Raw genomic sequence first — 17,424 nt, 5'->3', positions numbered from 1 at the left:
TCAGAACCGGTCCAGCAACCGACCCAGGTAATCGCGTTCGTCCTGCGGGCGGTCCGGCTGCCCACTGCGGCGGCGGATCTCGTCCAGCAGGTCGCGGGCACGGCGTGCAGGGTCCAACCCCTCGGCCAGCGGATCGCCGTTGGTGATGACATTGCCGCCGCCCATGCTCTCACGGCCCAGGGGGTCCAACTGCGGCCGACCCTGATAGGGCTGCCCCTGGCTGCCCTGCGCCGACTGGCCGGGTTGCTGGCCGGGCTGCTGCCCCTCGCCGGCCTGCTGGCCCTCCTGTCCCTCCTGGGCCATCATGTCGCCCAGAGCGCGCATCCCCTCGCGCATGGACTGGATCGCATCGGCCTGGCGCTGCATCGCGCCGGCCATGTCGCCGTCACGCAGGGCCTGTTCGGCGTCCTCCATCGCGCGCCCGGCCTCGTCCAGCTGACGCCGCGCCGCGTCGCCCTCGGGTGACCCCTGCCCCGGCATCAGCCCCTGCTGCTGGCCCAACTCCTCGCGCAGCGCGCGTTGGCGGTCGGCCATGCTGCCGCCGTCCTGGCCCTCGTTACCGGGCTGCTGGCCTTGGCCGAACTGGCGCTGCATGTCGCGGAACGCCTCGTCCGACAGCTCCTGCTGCTCGCGCAGCGTGTCGGCAAGGCGGTTCATCGGCTGGCTGCCCTGCTGGCCCTCTCCCTCGCCCTGCCCCTGGCTCTGCTGAACCTGCAGGTTCTCCATCATCCGGTTGAACTGGTCCAGCAGGGCCTCGGCCTCGGCCATGCGGCCCTCGTTCATCAAGCGCTGGATCTCGTCCATCATCTCCTGGATCTGATCGGCGGTGATGGTCTGGCCCTGCTGGCCGCCCCGGTCGGGGCTGTCGGCCTGATCCTGCGGCTGGCTTTCCTGCGCCAGCATGTCGGTATAGGCGTCGGTCGCCTCGCGCAGCTCGTCCATCAGCCGCTGGACTTCGTCGGGGCTGGCCCCATTGCGGATCGCCTCTGACAGACGTTCCTGCGCGGCGCGCATCCGTTCCAGCGCATCCGACAAACCGCCATCCTCCAACAGGATCGCGGCCTCCCACAGGGCCTCGGCCAGACGGTCGCGGGCTTCCGGGGTCAGGTCGTCCCCGTCCAGCAGCCGCACCGCCGCGCGCAGCTCGGCATACAGATCGTCCTCGACGAACCCCTCGGGCTGCCAAGTGACGGCGCGCAGGATCTCGGCGCTGCGCCCGGCATTCTGGCGCGACCACAGCAGGTCGCGGCGCAACTCGATCAGCGTGGCCGCGAACGGATCGAAGAACCGCCGCCCCGGCAGGGGCAGCGCCATCGGGTCGGACTGGCCCGTCTGGTCGATCCCGTCCACCGCGCGCAGCGTGACGGTCACGGGCAGGTTGGCCCAGGGGTGGCGCGACAGATCCTCGGCCAGCTGCCCCTGCACATCACGGCGGTCGCCCCGTGGCAGGGGCAGGTCCAGCGCCACCGGGTCGCGCGGCTCGGGCGCGACGGTCAGGCCAAAGCGGCGATCGACCGCGTCCAGGTCCAGCGCGATGACCGCCTGAGCCGAGATGACGCCGTGATCGTCCCCGGCCTGGTAATCCTGGATCATCCGCCCATCGGCGCGGCGCGTGGGCGCGGCGCCCGCGCGGATCACCGGGACGGCATCGGGCTGCACGGTCACGGCGAAACGACGTCCCTGGACGTCGATGCTGCCAGAGCGGTCGGCCCGGAATGCCGGCGCCGTCGGATCGTCCGACGTGACAGGCCCGATGTCCTGGGTCACCTCTGCCCCCTGGGCATAGAGGCGAAAGCTGACCGTGCTGCCCTGGGGCAGGTCCAGCACCTGTCCTTCGTCCAGCGCGTTCAGGTACAGGGTCGGGCGGCGGGTATAGGCGGGCGGTTCGGCCCAGCCCTCCCACACGGGGCCCTGCGGCGGCGCGGCGCCCGGCTGCGGCGTGGCCATCGTCGCGGCCAGGGCGCGCAGACCCAGGCCCATCTGGCCCGCCCCCCCGAAGATCAGCGCCATCACCAGCGCCACCAGCCCCGCCAGCCGCAGGGCGAACGGGTCGCGCCGGGCAAGGTCCGCATCGGGGCGCACCGCGCGCGCGGCCAGCGCGGCATCGCGCATCTGCGCCAGATGCGCCTGCCACAGCGGCCCCTCGCCGCCGATCGCTGCACGGTCGGACAGCGCGGTCAGCGGGCGCCCGGGCAGGGTGCGGTCCAGCCGGGCCAGCGCCTCGGCCCGGCGCACGCGGCGAAAGCGCCATCCGCCCCGCACCGCCGCGATCACGACCGCCAGCAGCCACAGGCCCGCCAGCCATGGCAGGAGCACCTGAGGCAAGGCCGCCACCGCGCCCAGCCACAGCGCCGCGATGCCGAAGAACAGCAGCGTCGTCAGCGGCCAGAAAGCCCGCGCCGCGCGTTCCCATGCCATGCCCGCGCGGGTCAGGCGCAGGGCACGGGCCACCGGCCCCATCTCCGTTGTGAAAATACCCTCGGGGGTCCGGGGGCTGACGGCCCCCGGGCTGTCGGTGTCGTGCTGTCGCCCGATCAAAGCCATGCCGGGATGCTATCCCGTGCCAGCATTTCCTCAAACGTGGGGCGTGCCCGGATGACGGCGAAGTGATCGCCCTGCACCAGCACCTCGGGGACCAGCGGGCGGGAATTGTATTCCGACGCCATCACCGCACCATAGGCCCCGGCCGACCGGAACGCGACCAGCCCCCCTGCCGCCAGTTCGGGCAGATCGGCCCCCTTCTGGAAGGTATCCCCCGATTCGCAGACCGGACCGACCACGTCATAGGGCCGGACCGGCGCGCCCACCGCGGGCTCGACCAGCGGGACGATGTCATGATGCGCGCCGTACATGGCCGGGCGCAGCAGGTCGTTCATCGCCGCATCCACGATCAGGAAGTCGCGATCCTCGCCGTTCTTCACATAGATCACGCGCGACAGCAGGACGCCGGCATTGCCGACGATGTTGCGGCCCGGCTCGATCTCGATCTGACAGCCCAGATCGCCGACCGTCTCGCGGATCACCTGCCCGTATTCGATGGGCAAAGGCGGCGCGCTGTTATCGCGGCGATAGGGGATGCCCAAGCCACCGCCCAGGTCCAGGCGGGTGATGTCGTGCCCCTCGGCGCGCAGCGCACGGGTCAGTTCGGCCACCTTCAGATAGGCGGCGCGGAACGGTGCCAGATCGGTCAGCTGGCTGCCGATATGCACGTCGACGCCCACCACGCGCAGCCCCGGCAGGGACGCGGCCTCGGCATAGACGGCCATGGCGCGGGAAATCGGGATGCCGAACTTGTTGTCGGACTTGCCCGTGGCGATCTTCTCATGCGTCTTGGCGTCCACGTCGGGGTTCACGCGGATCGCCACCGGCACCGTGGCGCCCATGCTGACGCACAGCGCGGACAGGGCGCGCATCTCGGGCTCGCTCTCGATGTTGAACTGGCGGATGCCGCCTTCGATGGCCATGCGCATCTCGGGGATGGTCTTGCCCACGCCCGAGAACACGATCCGCTCGCCCGGCACGCCGGCGGCCTTGGCGCGGGCGTATTCCCCGCCCGACACCACGTCCATGCCCGCGCCCAGATCGCCCATCAGCTTCAGCACGGCCAGGTTGCTGTTCGACTTGACCGCAAAGCAGACCAGATGGTCGGTCCAGTCCAGCGCCTGCCGGAACAGGCCGAAATGCCGCGTCAGCGTCGCCGCCGAATAGACGTAGACGGGCGTGCCGACCTGGCTTGCGATGCAGGACAGGGGCACGTCCTCGGCGTGGAGTTCGCCGTTCTTGTACAGGAAGTGGTCCATTCAGAGATTGGCCGACACACCGATCCGCGCATCGCCGCTGACGGTCACGCCCATCTGCTGCTGGACGGGCTTCTCGACCGGGCGCTGCGGGGCGCCGTCCACGCCGCAGCCCGCCAGAAGCGCCACCGCGACGACCAGGACGACGACGATGATGGTGATGTTTCTCATGCCAGTTTCTCCTTCCAGCGGGCGATCTGCGCGCGCACCTGCGCGGGCGCGGTCCCGCCATAGCTCTGCCGCGAGGCGACGGAATTGTGCACGCCCAGAACATTGAACACATCGGCGGTGATCTGACCATGCACCGATTGCATCTGCGCCAGCGACAGATCGGGCAGATCGACGCCCCCCTGTTCGGCCAGGGCCACCAGCGATCCGGTGACGTGATGGGCGTCGCGGAACGGCAGGCCCAGTTCGCGCACCAGCCAGTCGGCCAGATCCGTCGCGGTCGAGAACCCGGCCCCCGCCGCGGCCTCCAGCCGGTCGCGGTTCGCGGTCAGGTCCGACAGCATGCCGGTCATCGCGGCCAGCGCCAGCATCAGCGTGTCGGCGGCGTCGAAGACCTGTTCCTTGTCCTCCTGCATGTCCTTGGAATAGGCCAAGGGCAGGCCCTTCATCACCGTGAACAGCGCGACGGTCGCCCCCAGGATGCGGCCGATCTTGGCGCGGATCAGCTCGGCCGCGTCGGGGTTGCGTTTCTGCGGCATAATCGACGACCCGGTCGACCACTTGTCCGACATGGACACGAAGCGGAACTGGGCCGACGACCAGATCACCAGCTCCTCGGCCAGGCGCGACATGTGGACGGCGCAGATGCTGCTGGCCGCCAGGAATTCCAGCGCAAAGTCACGGTCGCTGACCGCGTCCAGCGAATTGGCCATGGGCCGGTCGAAATCCAGCGCGGCGGCCGTCATGTCGCGATCGATCGGATAGCCCGTGCCCGCCAGCGCCGCGGCCCCAAGGGGCGATTCGTTCATGCGCTTGCGCGCGTCCTGGAACCGCGACAGGTCGCGGCCGAACATCTCGACATAGGCCATCATGTGGTGGCCCCAGGTCACCGGCTGCGCGGTCTGCAGATGGGTGAAGCCCGGCATGACCCAATCGGCGCCGCGTTCGGCCTGCGACAAAGCCGCGCGGATCAGCGCGGTCAGCCCGTCGATGGCCGCGTCGCACTGGTCGCGCACCCACAGCCGGAAATCGGTCGCCACCTGGTCATTCCTGGACCGGCCCGTGTGCAGGCGGCCTGCGGGTTCGCCGATGACCTCCTTCAGGCGGGCCTCCACGTTCATGTGGATGTCCTCCAGGTCGGTGCGGAAGGCGAACTGGCCGGCCTCGATTTCTGACAAGACGGTGAGCAGGCCTTTCCCGATGGCCTCGGCATCGCTATCGCTGATGATGCCCGTGGCGGCCAGCATCGCCGCATGGGCCCGGCTGCCCCGGATATCCTGGGCGTAGAGCCGCCGATCGAACCCGATCGAGGCGTTGATCGCCTCCATGATCGCGTCGGGACCGGCGGCAAAGCGCCCGCCCCACATGCTGTTGGCGGTGGTCTGGGGCCGGTCGGTCATCAAGTACGTCCTTCGGAGGTCACATGCTGCGTTCCGCCCTGCTTTATACGGCCCTTGTTTTCGGTGCAAACACCGCCTTCGCCGCAGGCCCCGACTGGCAGGCGGCGCGCGACGGGGGGCTGGACAAGCTGGTCGTGGCCGAAGACCCCGCCCCCGTGGCGGCCGCCGAGTTCACCGATCGCGACGGCGGCACCCACACCCTGGCCGACTGGCAGGGCAAGGTCGTGCTGCTGAACTTCTGGGCCACCTGGTGCGCGCCCTGCCGCGAGGAGATGCCCGCCCTGGACCGCCTGCAGGCCGAACTGGGCGGCGACGACTTTGAGGTGGTGACCATCGCCACCGGACGCAACGCGGTCGAGCGCATCGACGATTTCTATGCCGAGGTCGGCGTCGAGAACCTGCCGGTCCTGTTGGACCCGCGCCAGCAGGTCGCGCGCGAGATGGGCGTCGTGGGCCTGCCCGTGACGGTGCTGATCGACCGCGAGGGCCGCGAGGTCGCCCGCTATCTGGGCGACGCCGAATGGGATTCGGATGCCGCCAAGACGCTGGTCACCCAGCTGACAGCGCCCTGACGGGACCATGCCTGTGGCAGGTCACGACATGGTCGTTCACCATGCCCGTGGCCTGCATGAAGGCATAGGTGATCACCGGACCGCAGAACCCGAAACCGCGCGCCTTCAACGCCTTGGACATCGCGTGCGATTCGGGCGTGTCGGTGGGGACGTGACCCAGGTCCGGCCAGTCGTTCTGGATCGGCGCGCCGCCGACAAAGGACCACAGCCAGGGGGCGAACCCTTCGGCCGCCTCGATGTCCAGAAAAGCGCGGGCGCCGCGCACGGTGGCCTCGATCTTGCCGCGGTGGCGGATGATGCCGGGGTTCGTCAGCGCACGATCGATCCGCGCCGCGTCCCACGCCGCCACGCGTTCGGGGTCGAACCCGTCGAATTCGGCGCGAAAGGCATCGCGCTTCTTCAGGATGGTGATCCAGGACAGGCCCGCCTGGAACCCGTCCAGCACCAGCTTTTCCCACAGCGCGCGCGGGTCGCGTTCGGGCACGCCCCATTCGGTGTCGTGATAGGCGACATAGACCGGCAGATCGCCGCACCATCCGCAACGGTCCATCATCTGTTAACCCAAACCTGAGAAAGAGATCACGATTCACGGCAGGTTAAGCCAATATGGGCAGACTGCAAGCAGACCCGACTCGGTAAGAGGCCGCCCGTGAGCGACAGAATTATGGACAACAGCTCGCCCCTAGAGGACGCGATCCGCCATCAGGACCGCATCACCCTGGCGGCCGTCACGTCGGCGGTGGAAAAGGGCAGCGCGACGCTGGCCTTCCAGCCCATCGTCCAGGCGCAGCGCACCAAGACCCCCGCCTTTTACGAGGGGCTGATCCGCATCATCGACGACAGCGGCCGCCTGGTGCCCCTGCGCGATTTCATGCCCCAGGCCGAAGTCACGGAACTGGGCCGCAAGATCGACTGCCTGTCGCTGTCCCTGGGCCTGCAGACCCTGGCCGAGGATCCGGGCCTGCGCCTGTCGATCAACATGTCGGCGCGCTCGATCCTGTATCCCGAATGGATCAACACCCTGCGCCGCGGGGTGTCCGACGACACCACCCTGGGCGAACGCCTGATCCTGGAGATCACCGAAAGCAGCGCCATGGGCATGCCCGAGGAGGTCCAGACCTTCATGGCCGAGGTGCAGGGATACGGCATCAGCCTGGCCCTGGACGATTTCGGGGCGGGCTATACCTCGTTCCGCTATCTGCGCGACTTCTGCTTCGACATGATCAAGATCGATGGCCAGTTCATCCGCGAGATCGCCACCAAGCCCGACAATCAGGTCCTGACGCGCGCGCTGCAATCCATCGCGCATCATTTCGACATGTTCACCGTAGCGGAATCGGTCGAGACCGCGGACGAAGCCGCCTTTCTGATCGATATCGGCATCGATTGCCTGCAGGGCTACTATTTCGGGGCCCCGACCATCGCCCCGCCCTGGAAGAAACCCCCGTCCTTGGCCAGCCGCTGAGGGCAACTTCCGCCCATCCGGGCGGGGGCCATCATCCGAAAGTCCCAAGGCTTCGACTTGACGTAGCGTCCCGAAACAGCATCCTGACCCCAGGCCGGTTCGTCCGGCACTGATGCGAAGGAGTCTGCCGTGACCAAAGCCGTAATCGTTTCCGCCGCCCGCACCCCGGTCGGAAGTTTCCTGGGGGCCTTTGCGAATGTCCCCGCCCATGACCTGGGCGCAGCCGTCCTGGCCGAGGTCGTCGCCCGCGCCGGCATCGACGCGGCCGAGGTCGACGAGACGATCCTGGGCCAGGTGCTGACTGCCGCGCAGGGCCAGAACCCCGCCCGCCAGGCGCATATCAAGGCCGGCCTGCCGCAGGAATCCTCGGCCTGGGGCATCAACCAGGTCTGCGGGTCGGGCCTGCGCGCCGTCGCGCTGGCCGCGCAGCAGGTGATCCTGGGCGACGCCCGCGTGGTGCTGGCCGGGGGTCAGGAAAGCATGTCCCTGTCGGCGCATGCCGCCTATCTGCGTGCCGGTCAGAAGATGGGCGACATGCAGTTCATCGACACGATGATCCGCGACGGGCTGTGGGACGCGTTCAACAACTATCACATGGGTCAGACGGCCGAGAACGTCGCCGCCAAGTGGCAGATCAGCCGCGACCAGCAGGACGAATTCGCGCTGGCCTCTCAGAACAAGGCCGAAGCCGCCCAGAAGGAAGGCCGCTTTGACGACGAGATCGTCGGCTATACCGTCAAGACCCGCAAGGGCGAGACGGTCGTCGACAAGGACGAATACATCCGCCACGGCGCCACGATCGAGGCGATGCAGAAGCTGCGCCCCGCCTTTACCAAGGACGGATCAGTCACCGCGGCCAATGCATCCGGCCTGAACGACGGCGCGGCCGCGGTCATGGTGATGACCGAGGACGAGGCTGCGCGCCGCGGCCTGACGCCCTTGGCGCGCATCGCAAGCTATGCCACCGCGGGCCTGGACCCGGCGATCATGGGCACCGGCCCGATCCCGGCCAGCCGCCGCGCGCTGGAGAAGGCCGGCTGGTCGGTCGGCGATCTGGACCTGGTTGAGGCGAACGAGGCCTTTGCCGCCCAGGCCTGTGCGGTGAACAAGGACATGGGATGGGACCCGTCCATCGTGAACGTCAACGGCGGCGCCATCGCCATCGGTCACCCGATCGGCGCCTCGGGCGCGCGCGTCCTGAACACGCTGCTGTTCGAGATGCGCCGCCGCGACGCGAAAAAGGGCCTGGCCACGCTGTGCATCGGCGGGGGCATGGGCGTCGCTATGTGCCTGGAACGCTAAGCCAATTCGGCGCGCAATTATCTTGCGCGCCGAAACTTCATTGATTAGCAATATTTCAAGAACCTAAAGAAGGAGGGGGAAACATGTCGAAAGTCGCACTGGTCACCGGAGGATCGCGGGGCATCGGCGCCGCCATCTCGAAGGCGCTGAAGGAGGCGGGCTATACGGTCGCGGCCAATTACGCCGGCAACGACGACGCCGCGCGTGCCTTCACCGAGGAGACCGGCATCAAGACCTACAAATGGTCGGTCGCCGATTACGACGCCTGCGCCGAAGGCATCAAGCAGGTCGAGGCCGAACTGGGCCCCGTCGCCGTGCTGGTCAACAACGCCGGCATCACCCGCGACGCGATGTTCCACAAGATGACCCCCCAGCAGTGGAAAGAGGTCATCGACACCAACCTGACCGGCGTCTTCAACATGACCCATGGCGTCTGGAACGGCATGCGCAACGCCAAGTTCGGCCGCGTGATCAACATCAGCTCGATCAACGGGCAGAAGGGTCAGGCGGGCCAGGCGAACTATTCCGCGGCCAAGGCGGGTGACCTGGGCTTCACCAAGGCGCTGGCCCAGGAGGGCGCGCGCGCGGGCATCACCGTCAACGCCATCTGCCCCGGTTACATCGGCACCGAGATGGTGCGCGCCATCGACGAAAAGGTGCTGAACGAACGCATCATCCCGCAGATCCCCGTCGGCCGCCTTGGCGAACCCGAGGAGATCGCCCGCGCCGTGGTGTTCCTGGCCGCGGACGATGCGGGCTTCATCACCGGGTCCACGATCAGCGCGAATGGCGGCCAGTTCTTCGTCTGACGTCGGACCGCACTGCTGAAACGGCAAGGCCCGCGCGATCTGCGCGGGCCTTTTTCCGTTTGATGTCGGGTCGGCGACGGGTCAGTGACCCAGTCTGTTGATCTGCTCCTTGAGACGCAGTTTCTCGCGCTTCATCGCGGTGATTTCGTGGTCGCGGGCACTGGGGCTCCTCTGGGCCCTCTCCACGGCAACCGAAAGGTTCTGATGCTTCTTGCGAAGCTCCTCGACATGGGAAGCAACCGTCATCGCGTACTCCTCTATAGTTGTCTCGAACCAGTCCAGTGCACCACAGCTTGTTGATTCTGTCACGCGGCTTTCGCAATTCCCATTGCGATCGGCGCACCATCGCGCAGAACCTGGGCAGCCAGGGGGGTCAGATCCTCGGCATCGCGGTCGTGGCGGGGGGAAGCATGGGTGATCAGGGGTGCCAGCAGGCGCAGCGGACCGCGCGCGCCCTTTCGCGCCGCGACCAGGACGCGCCCCGCCGGGCTGCCCGCCCGCGCGGCGATGGGCAGGATCGTCACCGCCCCGGCACGCGCGCCAAGCGCGGCCATCACCCCGTCCAGGCGGTCGGCCCGCTGGATCACCGTCAGCCAGCCGCCGGGGCGCAACCGCCTGAGGCCCGCGTCGATCCACTGCGCCAGCGGCGTCTCCTCGCGTCTGGCCAGGGCGCGGCCCGCGTCGGGCGCGGCCGTGCCGCCCAGAAAATATGGCGGGTTCATCATCACATGGTCAAAGGAGGCGTCGCGCAGATCCCGCGGCGGGTCTGTCAGATCGCCGGTCAGGACCGTCAGCGCGATGCCGTTCGCGTAGGCATTGCCGCGGGCCAGGTCCGCATAGGTCTGCTGCCGCTCCAGCCCGGTGATCGCCAGATCCGGCACCCGCCAGCCCAGGCACAGGCTGGCCACCCCCGCCCCGCAGCCCAGTTCCAGCACCGCCTGCCCCGGCCGCGCGGGACAGGCCGCGGCCAGCATCACCGCATCCGCCCCCGCGCGATAGCCGCGCGCGGGCTGACTGATGCGCAGCCGCCCGTCCAGGAATCCGTCGATGCGGGTGTCAGTCATCCAGCCCGTTGTCGCGCAGGATGGCGCGGGCCATGAATTCGTCGCGGTCCGCGACCATCAGCCGCGCGGGCAGCACGCCGATCGATCCCTCCAGCACGCTCATGTGCTGATCCATCGGAAAGGTGGCGATCCCTTCGGATTCCAGCAGGCTGGTGGCGGCAGACATGCGGACCGGATCGTTGCTGCGAAAAAGCTCTTTCATCGGCGCGACGTTAAGCGGCGGTTGCGCATTTGTCGATGCCGTGGCAATGCACGGTCGCAGACACGGGGTATGGCATGACTGTGCAGGACAACGTCCGCAAACCGCTGGATCGGCTGAGCGAAGCCCTGACCGCCGAAATGGAGGCGGTCAACGCGCTGATCCGCGACCGCATGGCCAGCCGCCATGCCCCCCGCATCCCCGAGGTGACGGCGCATCTGATCGAGGCCGGCGGCAAGCGCCTGCGCCCGATGCTGACGCTGGCCGCGGCCAAGCTGCTGGGCTATCCCGGCCCGTGGCATGTCCACCTGGCCGCCACGGTCGAATTCATCCATACCGCCACGCTGCTGCATGACGACGTGGTCGACGAAAGCGCGCAGCGGCGCGGGCGCCCGACGGCGAACCTGCTGTGGGACAACAAGTCCAGCGTGCTGGTCGGAGATTACCTGTTCGCGCGCAGCTTTCAGCTGATGGTCGAACCCGGCAACCTGCGCACGCTGGAGATCCTGGCCAATGCCAGCGCCACCATCGCCGAGGGCGAGGTGCTGCAGCTGACCGCGGCGCAGGACCTCGCAACCGACGAATCCGTCTATCTGCAGGTGGTGCGCGGCAAGACGGCGGCGCTGTTTTCCGCCGCGACCGAGGTGGGCGGCGTCATCGCCGGTGCGCCCGACGATCAGGTGCAGGCGCTGTTCGATTACGGCGACGCCCTGGGCGTCAGCTTCCAGATCGTCGACGACCTGCTGGATTACGGCGGCGCGACCGAGACGATCGGCAAAAACGTGGGCGACGATTTCCGCGAACGCAAGCTGACCCTGCCGGTCATCAAGGCCATCGCCAAGGCCGATGCCCAGGAGCGCGCCTTCTGGACCCGCACCATCGAGGCGGGAGACCAGCGCGACGGCGACCTGGAGCACGCGCTGTCGCTGCTGGCCCGTCACGGCGCGATGGAGGCTGCGCGCGCCGATGCGCTGGCCCATGCCGCACGGGCCCGCGCGGCGCTGCAGGTGCTGCCCGCGCATCCGATTCGCGACATGCTGGCCGACCTCGCGGATTTCGTCGTCAGCCGCGTGGCCTGACCGACCCCCTTTTCGTCCTCTCCCACCCTGCGTTTTCGGCGGCCCTTTCGGGGCTGCCGTGGCCGCACGCGGCGCGCCTGAATTTCGGGCATCGCCCCGCATTACAGCCCATTTTCCCGGCATGGCCGGTCTGGACGCCCTGAATCAGTGCCTGCGGCCTGTGCAAGCGGCTGCATTCTGCCAATCCAAGGGGCGAAGTTCGCCGCAGCTGCGGCCCGTGGGGTGATGTTAAGGATGAGAGAAGTATGAGAAAGCTTTCCGCATATGGTCTTTTGGCGGCGGCCCTGTCCGCCGTCCCAGCCTTCGCGCAGGACGCCGCGGCCCCGGTCGTCGAGGCGGCGGCCCCCATCGTCGACAAGGGCGATGCCGCCTGGCTGATGATGTCGGCCGTCCTGGTCATCTTCATGACCCTTCCGGGCCTGGCGCTTTTCTATGGCGGCCTGGTGCGCGCCAAGAACATGCTGTCGGTGCTGATGCAGGTGCTGACCATCTTTTCGATCATCGCGATCCTGTGGGTCGCCTTCGGCTATTCGCTGGCCTTCACCGGCGCCGGCAGCGCCGAGGACGCGACCTTCTTCACCCCCTATATCGGCGGACTGTCCAAGGCGTTCCTGGCGGGCGTGGGCACCGATGCCCTGGCCGAGACCTTCTCGACCGGCGTGTACGTCCCGGAACTGGCCTTCGTGATCTTCCAGATGGCCTTCGCCTGCATCGCCTCGGCGCTGATCGTGGGTGCCACGGCCGAACGGCTGAAGTTCTCGGCGGTGATCCTGTTCGTGGTGATCTGGTTCTGCTTCTCCTACATCCCGATGGCCCACATGGTCTGGTGGTGGGGCGGCCCATCGGCCTATGACGCGCCCTCCGGGCTGCTGTTCGGGCACGGCGCGCTGGACTTTGCCGGCGGCACGGTGATCCACATCAACGCAGGCGTCGCGGCGCTGGTCGCGGCCATGGTCGCAGGACCCCGCCTGGGTTATCGCAAGGAGCTGCTGGCGCCCCATAACCTGACCTTCACGCTGGTCGGCGGCTGCATCCTGTGGGTCGGCTGGTTCGGCTTCAACGCTGGCTCCAACCTCGAGGCCAACGGCCTGACCGCGCTGGCGATGATCAACACCGCCGTCGCCACCGCCGCCGCCGTGCTGGCCTGGTCGTTCGGCGAATGGATGATGCGCGGCCATCCCAGCCTGCTGGGCGGCATCTCGGGCGCGATCGCGGGCCTGGTCGGCGTGACGCCGGCCGCGGGCTTCGTCGGACCCATGGGCGCCATCGCGATCGGCCTGATCGCCGGCCTGGTCTGCATGTGGTTCGTCATCTCGGTCAAGCCCCGCATGGGCATCGACGACAGCCTGGACGTGTTCGGCATCCACGGCGTCGGCGGCATCGTCGGCGCGATCCTGACGGGCGTCTTCGCGGCCCCGTCCCTGGGCGGCGGCGGCGTGTTCGACTATTCCACCGGCGCGGTGGGCGAATACGCAATGGGCGCGCAGGTCTGGAACCAGACCCTGGGCGTGATCATCGCCATCGTCTGGTCGGCGGTCGTGTCCTTCATCGCGATCCATATCGTGAAGGCGCTGATCGGCCTGCGCGTCAGCGACAGCGACGAACGCCAGGGCCTGGACGTGACCACCCACGGCGAGAACGCCTACAACTAATCGGGCGCCCGCCCCACGGCAAAGGCCCGGCCCCTGCGGCCGGGCCTTTCGCATGACCGGCAGGCGGGGAAAATCACGCTTCGGTCAGCCCAATTCCCCCCGACGCAAACTTGCTGTAAGCTGGATGCCAATTCCGCCGGACCAACCGGCCACGCAGTCACGCAGGCACCCGACGCATGAAACGACCTACCGGTACCCCGCCCCGTTCGGGCAAAAGCCCTGTTGCCGACAAGCGCAGTCAACCCGCGCCGGCCAAGGCCACGCCCCGCAAGGTCAAGCGGCACGGAAAGCCGCGGCGCGGCGGCATCCTGGGATGGATCGCCGGTCTGGTGACGCTGGCCTGGCGCATCGTCTGGGGGTCGATCTGGCGCCTGGCCATGACGGTCGCGCTGATCATCGGCGCCGCCAGCGCCTATTTCTATGTCAGCCTTCCCGAGGCGCAGGACCTGTTCGACGGTCGCGCCCGCGGCAGCGTCACCATGCTGGACCGCGACGGCCGCGTCTTCGCCTGGCGCGGAGAGACATACGGCGCCGTCACCAGCGACCAGATCCCCGAAGTGCTGCAGCAGGCCGTGCTGTCGTCCGAGGACCGCCGGTTCTTCCGCCATTTCGGCGTCAGCCCGCGCGGCATCGCCAGCGCCATCCGCATCAACATGGCCGAGGGCCGCGGCCCGCTGGAGGGGAACGGCGGTTCCACCATCACCCAGCAGGTCGCCAAGCTGCTGTGCCTGGGCGACACGTTCGATCCCACCCGCTTTGCCAACGAGGCCGAGTTCGAGGCCGAATGCCGGTCGGGCGGCATCTGGCGCAAGATCAAGGAGATCCCCTATGCCTTCGCCATGGAGGCGAAGTACAGCAAGGAGGAGATCCTCTCGATCTACATGAACCGCTCCTATCTGGGCGGCGGCGCCCGTGGGTTCGAGGCCGCGAGCCAGGTCTATTTCAACAAGCCCGCGGCCGATCTGAACGTGTCCGAGGCCGCGATGCTGGCGGGCCTGCTGCCCGCACCCAGCCGCTATGCCCCGACCGCCAGCCTGGAACGCGCCCAGGCCCGTGCCAGCGTCGTCATGGGGCTGATGCACCAGGAAGGCTATCTGGACGACCAGCAGCTGGCCCAGGCCCGCGCCAACCCCGCGACCCTGTCGCAGGCGGCATCGGCCCGGGCGGGCGGTTACTTTGCGGACTGGCTGATGGAATCCGGCCCCGGCTTCCTGACCAGCGAGACGACCGAGGACGTGACCATCACGACCACGCTTGACCAGCGCATCCAGCGGGCAGCCGAACGCGCCCTGCAGAAGGTGTTCGACGAGAAGGTCAAGGACGGCTCGACCGCCGAGGCCGCGGTCGTGGTGATGTCCGCCGACGGCGCGGTGCGTGCGATCATCGGCGGGCGCGACACGCGCGTGAACGGCGTCTTCAACCGCGCGACCCAGGCCAAGCGCCAGACCGGGTCCAGCTTCAAGCCCTTCGTCTATGCCGCCGCGCTGGAAGCCGGGTATTCGCCAAGCGACCGGATCGAGGACGGCCCCCTGACCATCCGCATCCCCGGCGGGCGCAACTGGTCGCCCCAGAACTATACCCGCAACTATCGCGGCATGGTCACGCTGACGCAGTCCCTGGCGCAATCGCTGAACACCTCGACCATCCGCCTGCAGGAGGTCGTCGGACGCGACCAGGTGATCCGCGTGGCGCGCGATTTCGGCATCGTCAGCAACCTGACCACCAGCCCGTCCCTGGGCCTGGGCGCGTCCGAGGCGACGCTGATGGAGCTGACGGGCGCCTATGCCGGCATCCGGAACGGCGGCACGTCGGTCGCGCCCTATGGCGTGGTCGAGGTCGCGATGCAGGGCGACGACCGCCCGCTGATGGGCCAGACCGGCGGTTTTGGCGAACGCGTCATCAGCCAGCGCGCCGCGGGCCAGCTGATTTACATGATGCAGCAGGTGATCTCGAACGGCACCGGCGGGCGCGCACAGCTGGGCGACCGTCCCGTGGCGGGCAAGACCGGTACGACCAGCAGCTATCGCGACGCGTGGTTCGTGGGCTTCACCGAACAGTACGTGACCGGCGTCTGGATGGGCAACGACGACAACACGCCCCTGACCGGGGTCACCGGCGGCGGTCTGCCGGCCGAGATCTGGCAGGCGGTGATGCTGGAGATCCATGACGGGCTGCCCGAGCTGCCCCTGTCGACCGTGTCGCCCGACGGCAGCGGGATCATCATGTCCAGCGGCGGCACCACCCCGCAGGTGGTGACCAGCGGCTCGGCCGACGATCCGCTGGCCGCGGCGCTGGCCGGGGTGATGAACGGGATCGAGGCGCAGAACAGCGGCCGCGTGATCACCGCCCCCGGAGAGGTCCAGGGCGGGGCCCCCGTCACGCCGGGCAGCAGCGTGGGCGCCGATTCGGACGACGCCCTGTCCCGCGCCCTGAACGGCATCCTGGGCGGAAACTGACCCCCGGACATGAAAAAGCCGCCCGGTCCTGCGACCGGGCGGCTTTTTCGTGGGCCGGTGCGGTCAGCCCGCCTGGCGCAGATCGGCGGCCAGCGCCGCGACATCGCCCTGCCGACGGGCCAGCATGGCGCCGATCTCGGCCCGTTCGCTGGCCAGCATGTTCACGCCCTCGATGATGATGTTGAAATAGAGATCCTGCCCCGAGCGGTCCGAGACGTGCCATTCGACCTCCAGCGGCGCGCGCCCGTTCAGGTACGCCACCGACGTTACCGCATAAAAGCTTTTCAGTTGCCGCGACCCCGTCACCTCGATCCGCGATCCGATGAACTCGCGGAACCGGGCGCCGTACTTGCGGCCGATATAGCCCTGAAACGCCTGCCGGTACTCGGCAAAGGTCGCCGGATCGGTCTGGCGCGCCGCCGGACCAAGCGCCGAACGCGCGATGACATCCACATCCGCATAGCGGGCAAAGATCGCCTCGAACTGCTGATACATCTGGGGGGCGGGCTGGCCCGAATTGATGACCTGATAGACCTCGGCCAGCGACCGGTCGATCAGCGCGTGCGCCCCATCCGCGTCCAGCGCATGGGCGGGACGCCAGGGCAGCACCGCCGTCAGCGACGCGCATCCGATCAGGCCCAGCAGCCCCCGGCGGTCAGTCCGAATAGGGGTCGATGACATCCGCATCGTCATAGGGGTCGTAATCGTCACCGGTCTCTCCCAGGTCAAAGCGGCGGTTCATCAGCCAGATCAGCCGCGTCTGCGCATAGCTATCCGCACTGCCCTGCAGAATGCCATCCACCGTATCCCCAAAGCGCGCCCGATCACCGGCTTTTGACGCGACCCGCAGGGCGAATACCGTCGCGGCATCCCGACCGTCGAAGACGTGGTACAGCGGATCGATCAGCAGATCGACGACCTGCCCCACCGCATCGCGCTGTGTCGACGGGCCCAGCACGGGCAGTTCCAGATAGGCGCCCTCGGGGACGCCCCAGACCGCCAGCGTCTGGCCGAAATCGGTGTCACGTTCCGTCACGCCGAAACTGTCGGCGGCCGGATCGAAGACGCCGCCCAGCCCGACCGTCGAATTGACCGCGAACCGGGTCAGGTTCGCGCCCGCATCGCGGGGCTTGCCCTGCAGCAGCCCGTTCACGACCTTGACCGGCAAGGACAGGTTGCGCCCGGCATTGGTGACCATCTGCAACAACCCGATCGGCGCATCGGGGTCGTGAGGCGCGTCGTCGCCGCTGCCCTTCAGCCGGTTCGCGACGGGGCCGATCACCCGCGCATCCAGCCCCTTGTTGAAGGCATGCACGCGGCGGTTCTGCGCCTCGAACGGGTCGTTGATGGTGATGCCGTCCTTCTGGACGGGCGCCTGCGCGCATCCGGCGGCGACAAGCGCCGTCAGCAGCAGGACCATGACGGGGGGGCTGTTGGGGCGCAAGGGAATCCTTAACCTTT

Annotated in this window: 17 protein-coding genes; 7 read left to right on the top strand and 10 right to left on the bottom strand. The window is 68.3% G+C overall.

Translation table 11 applies throughout. The annotated features are described in order from the left end of the window. The 4 genes from SY26_RS07195 to argH are packed head-to-tail and all read right to left on the bottom strand — an operon-like array spanning window position 1 to window position 5,365. A complete protein-coding gene (locus tag SY26_RS07195) occupies window positions 1-2,544 on the bottom strand; it encodes a DUF4175 domain-containing protein (protein WP_232303294.1) in 2,544 nt (847 codons plus the stop codon). Continuing rightward, the gene (gene lysA, locus SY26_RS07190) at window positions 2,535-3,800 is read right to left on the bottom strand and encodes a diaminopimelate decarboxylase (protein ID WP_045999938.1); all 1,266 of its coding nucleotides are present in this window, start codon (window positions 3,798-3,800) and stop codon (window positions 2,535-2,537) included. The genes SY26_RS07195 and lysA overlap by 10 nt, the downstream gene beginning before the upstream one ends. Beyond that, on the bottom strand, window positions 3,801-3,968 hold the full coding sequence (locus SY26_RS21575) for a hypothetical protein (RefSeq protein WP_198143121.1): 168 nt from the start codon (window positions 3,966-3,968) through the stop codon (window positions 3,801-3,803). Continuing rightward, window positions 3,965-5,365 (bottom strand): argininosuccinate lyase, encoded by a 1,401-nt coding sequence (argH, locus tag SY26_RS07185; protein WP_045999937.1) that lies wholly within the window; start codon window positions 5,363-5,365, stop codon window positions 3,965-3,967. Before argH ends, SY26_RS21575 begins: the two co-directional genes overlap by 4 nt. A gap of 23 nt (window positions 5,366-5,388) precedes the next feature. Between argH and SY26_RS07180 the strand changes: the two genes are divergently transcribed. Next, window positions 5,389-5,937, top strand: coding sequence for a TlpA disulfide reductase family protein (locus tag SY26_RS07180; RefSeq protein ID WP_045983641.1), 549 nt, complete (start codon window positions 5,389-5,391; stop codon window positions 5,935-5,937). Here the strand turns inward: SY26_RS07180 and SY26_RS07175 are convergent. Beyond that, window positions 5,915-6,490 (bottom strand): DNA-3-methyladenine glycosylase I, encoded by a 576-nt coding sequence (locus SY26_RS07175; protein ID WP_045999936.1) that lies wholly within the window; start codon window positions 6,488-6,490, stop codon window positions 5,915-5,917. The genes SY26_RS07180 and SY26_RS07175 overlap by 23 nt on opposite strands. A gap of 111 nt (window positions 6,491-6,601) precedes the next feature. On the opposite strand from SY26_RS07175, the gene SY26_RS07170 reads away from it, so the two are divergent. From SY26_RS07170 to phbB, 3 genes are all read left to right on the top strand, one after another. After that, window positions 6,602-7,402 carry an EAL domain-containing protein gene (locus tag SY26_RS07170; protein ID WP_045983643.1) on the top strand — a complete coding sequence of 267 codons (801 nt, stop codon included), beginning with the start codon at window positions 6,602-6,604 and terminating at the stop codon, window positions 7,400-7,402. Window positions 7,403-7,531: 129 nt separating this feature from the next. Next, on the top strand, window positions 7,532-8,704 hold the full coding sequence (locus tag SY26_RS07165) for an acetyl-CoA C-acetyltransferase (RefSeq protein WP_045999935.1): 1,173 nt from the start codon (window positions 7,532-7,534) through the stop codon (window positions 8,702-8,704). A gap of 83 nt (window positions 8,705-8,787) precedes the next feature. Beyond that, complete coding sequence (phbB, locus tag SY26_RS07160; protein ID WP_045999934.1) at window positions 8,788-9,513, top strand: acetoacetyl-CoA reductase; 726 nt, start codon at window positions 8,788-8,790, stop codon at window positions 9,511-9,513. Between the two features lie 81 nt (window positions 9,514-9,594). Here the strand turns inward: phbB and SY26_RS20160 are convergent, their stop codons facing one another. From SY26_RS20160 to SY26_RS07150, 3 genes are read right to left on the bottom strand one after another with little or no spacing between them, the layout of a single operon-like run. Continuing rightward, on the bottom strand, window positions 9,595-9,759 hold the full coding sequence (locus SY26_RS20160; protein WP_064503545.1) for a YdcH family protein: 165 nt from the start codon (window positions 9,757-9,759) through the stop codon (window positions 9,595-9,597). Between the two features lie 59 nt (window positions 9,760-9,818). Further along, window positions 9,819-10,577, bottom strand: coding sequence for a tRNA1(Val) (adenine(37)-N6)-methyltransferase (locus SY26_RS07155; protein WP_045999933.1), 759 nt, complete (start codon window positions 10,575-10,577; stop codon window positions 9,819-9,821). Continuing rightward, window positions 10,570-10,779, bottom strand: a complete 210-nt coding sequence (locus tag SY26_RS07150; RefSeq protein WP_045983647.1) for a DUF2007 domain-containing protein — start codon at window positions 10,777-10,779, stop codon at window positions 10,570-10,572. Before SY26_RS07150 ends, SY26_RS07155 begins: the two co-directional genes overlap by 8 nt. Before the next feature lie 74 nt (window positions 10,780-10,853). Between SY26_RS07150 and SY26_RS07145 the strand changes: the two genes are divergently transcribed. The 3 genes from SY26_RS07145 (at window position 10,854) to SY26_RS07135 (ending at window position 15,963) form a co-directional block, all read left to right on the top strand. After that, window positions 10,854-11,855, top strand: a complete 1,002-nt coding sequence (locus SY26_RS07145; protein ID WP_045999932.1) for a polyprenyl synthetase family protein — start codon at window positions 10,854-10,856, stop codon at window positions 11,853-11,855. 245 nt (window positions 11,856-12,100) lie between these two features. After that, window positions 12,101-13,507 carry an ammonium transporter gene (locus SY26_RS07140; protein WP_045983649.1) on the top strand — a complete coding sequence of 469 codons (1,407 nt, stop codon included), beginning with the start codon at window positions 12,101-12,103 and terminating at the stop codon, window positions 13,505-13,507. A 176-nt stretch (window positions 13,508-13,683) separates the two neighbouring features. Further along, complete coding sequence (locus SY26_RS07135) at window positions 13,684-15,963, top strand: transglycosylase domain-containing protein (RefSeq protein WP_045999931.1); 2,280 nt, start codon at window positions 13,684-13,686, stop codon at window positions 15,961-15,963. Window positions 15,964-16,026: 63 nt separating this feature from the next. On the opposite strand, the gene SY26_RS07130 is transcribed toward SY26_RS07135, so the two are convergent. Next, entirely contained in the window at window positions 16,027-16,644 is a 618-nt protein-coding gene (locus tag SY26_RS07130) for a phospholipid-binding protein MlaC (protein WP_052715217.1), read from the bottom strand. Further along, window positions 16,619-17,407, bottom strand: a complete 789-nt coding sequence (locus tag SY26_RS07125; RefSeq protein ID WP_232303293.1) for a VacJ family lipoprotein — start codon at window positions 17,405-17,407, stop codon at window positions 16,619-16,621. The genes SY26_RS07130 and SY26_RS07125 overlap by 26 nt, the downstream gene beginning before the upstream one ends. Between the last annotated feature and the right edge of the window lie 17 nt (window positions 17,408-17,424).

The organism is Paracoccus sp. 228 (genome assembly GCF_000967825.1).
Lineage (GTDB): Bacteria > Pseudomonadota > Alphaproteobacteria > Rhodobacterales > Rhodobacteraceae > Paracoccus > Paracoccus marcusii.
This window is presented reverse-complemented; position numbering and strand designations above follow the sequence as displayed.

What these genes read in the sequence shown, in the direction of transcription:
- SY26_RS07195 (WP_232303294.1), bottom strand. Translation starts at nt 2,544, where the DNA reads ATGGCTTTGATCGGGCGACAGCACGACACCGACAGCCCGGGGGCCGTC.
- lysA (WP_045999938.1), bottom strand. Translation starts at nt 3,800, where the DNA reads ATGGACCACTTCCTGTACAAGAACGGCGAACTCCACGCCGAGGACGTG.
- SY26_RS21575 (WP_198143121.1), bottom strand. Translation starts at nt 3,968, where the DNA reads ATGAGAAACATCACCATCATCGTCGTCGTCCTGGTCGTCGCGGTGGCG.
- argH (WP_045999937.1), bottom strand. Translation starts at nt 5,365, where the DNA reads ATGACCGACCGGCCCCAGACCACCGCCAACAGCATGTGGGGCGGGCGC.
- SY26_RS07180 (WP_045983641.1), top strand. Translation starts at nt 5,389, where the DNA reads ATGCTGCGTTCCGCCCTGCTTTATACGGCCCTTGTTTTCGGTGCAAAC.
- SY26_RS07175 (WP_045999936.1), bottom strand. Translation starts at nt 6,490, where the DNA reads ATGATGGACCGTTGCGGATGGTGCGGCGATCTGCCGGTCTATGTCGCC.
- SY26_RS07170 (WP_045983643.1), top strand. Translation starts at nt 6,602, where the DNA reads ATGGACAACAGCTCGCCCCTAGAGGACGCGATCCGCCATCAGGACCGC.
- phbB (WP_045999934.1), top strand. Translation starts at nt 8,788, where the DNA reads ATGTCGAAAGTCGCACTGGTCACCGGAGGATCGCGGGGCATCGGCGCC.
- SY26_RS20160 (WP_064503545.1), bottom strand. Translation starts at nt 9,759, where the DNA reads ATGACGGTTGCTTCCCATGTCGAGGAGCTTCGCAAGAAGCATCAGAAC.
- SY26_RS07155 (WP_045999933.1), bottom strand. Translation starts at nt 10,577, where the DNA reads ATGACTGACACCCGCATCGACGGATTCCTGGACGGGCGGCTGCGCATC.
- SY26_RS07150 (WP_045983647.1), bottom strand. Translation starts at nt 10,779, where the DNA reads ATGAAAGAGCTTTTTCGCAGCAACGATCCGGTCCGCATGTCTGCCGCC.
- SY26_RS07145 (WP_045999932.1), top strand. Translation starts at nt 10,854, where the DNA reads ATGACTGTGCAGGACAACGTCCGCAAACCGCTGGATCGGCTGAGCGAA.
- SY26_RS07140 (WP_045983649.1), top strand. Translation starts at nt 12,101, where the DNA reads ATGAGAAAGCTTTCCGCATATGGTCTTTTGGCGGCGGCCCTGTCCGCC.
- SY26_RS07135 (WP_045999931.1), top strand. Translation starts at nt 13,684, where the DNA reads ATGAAACGACCTACCGGTACCCCGCCCCGTTCGGGCAAAAGCCCTGTT.
- SY26_RS07130 (WP_052715217.1), bottom strand. Translation starts at nt 16,644, where the DNA reads ATGTCATCGACCCCTATTCGGACTGACCGCCGGGGGCTGCTGGGCCTG.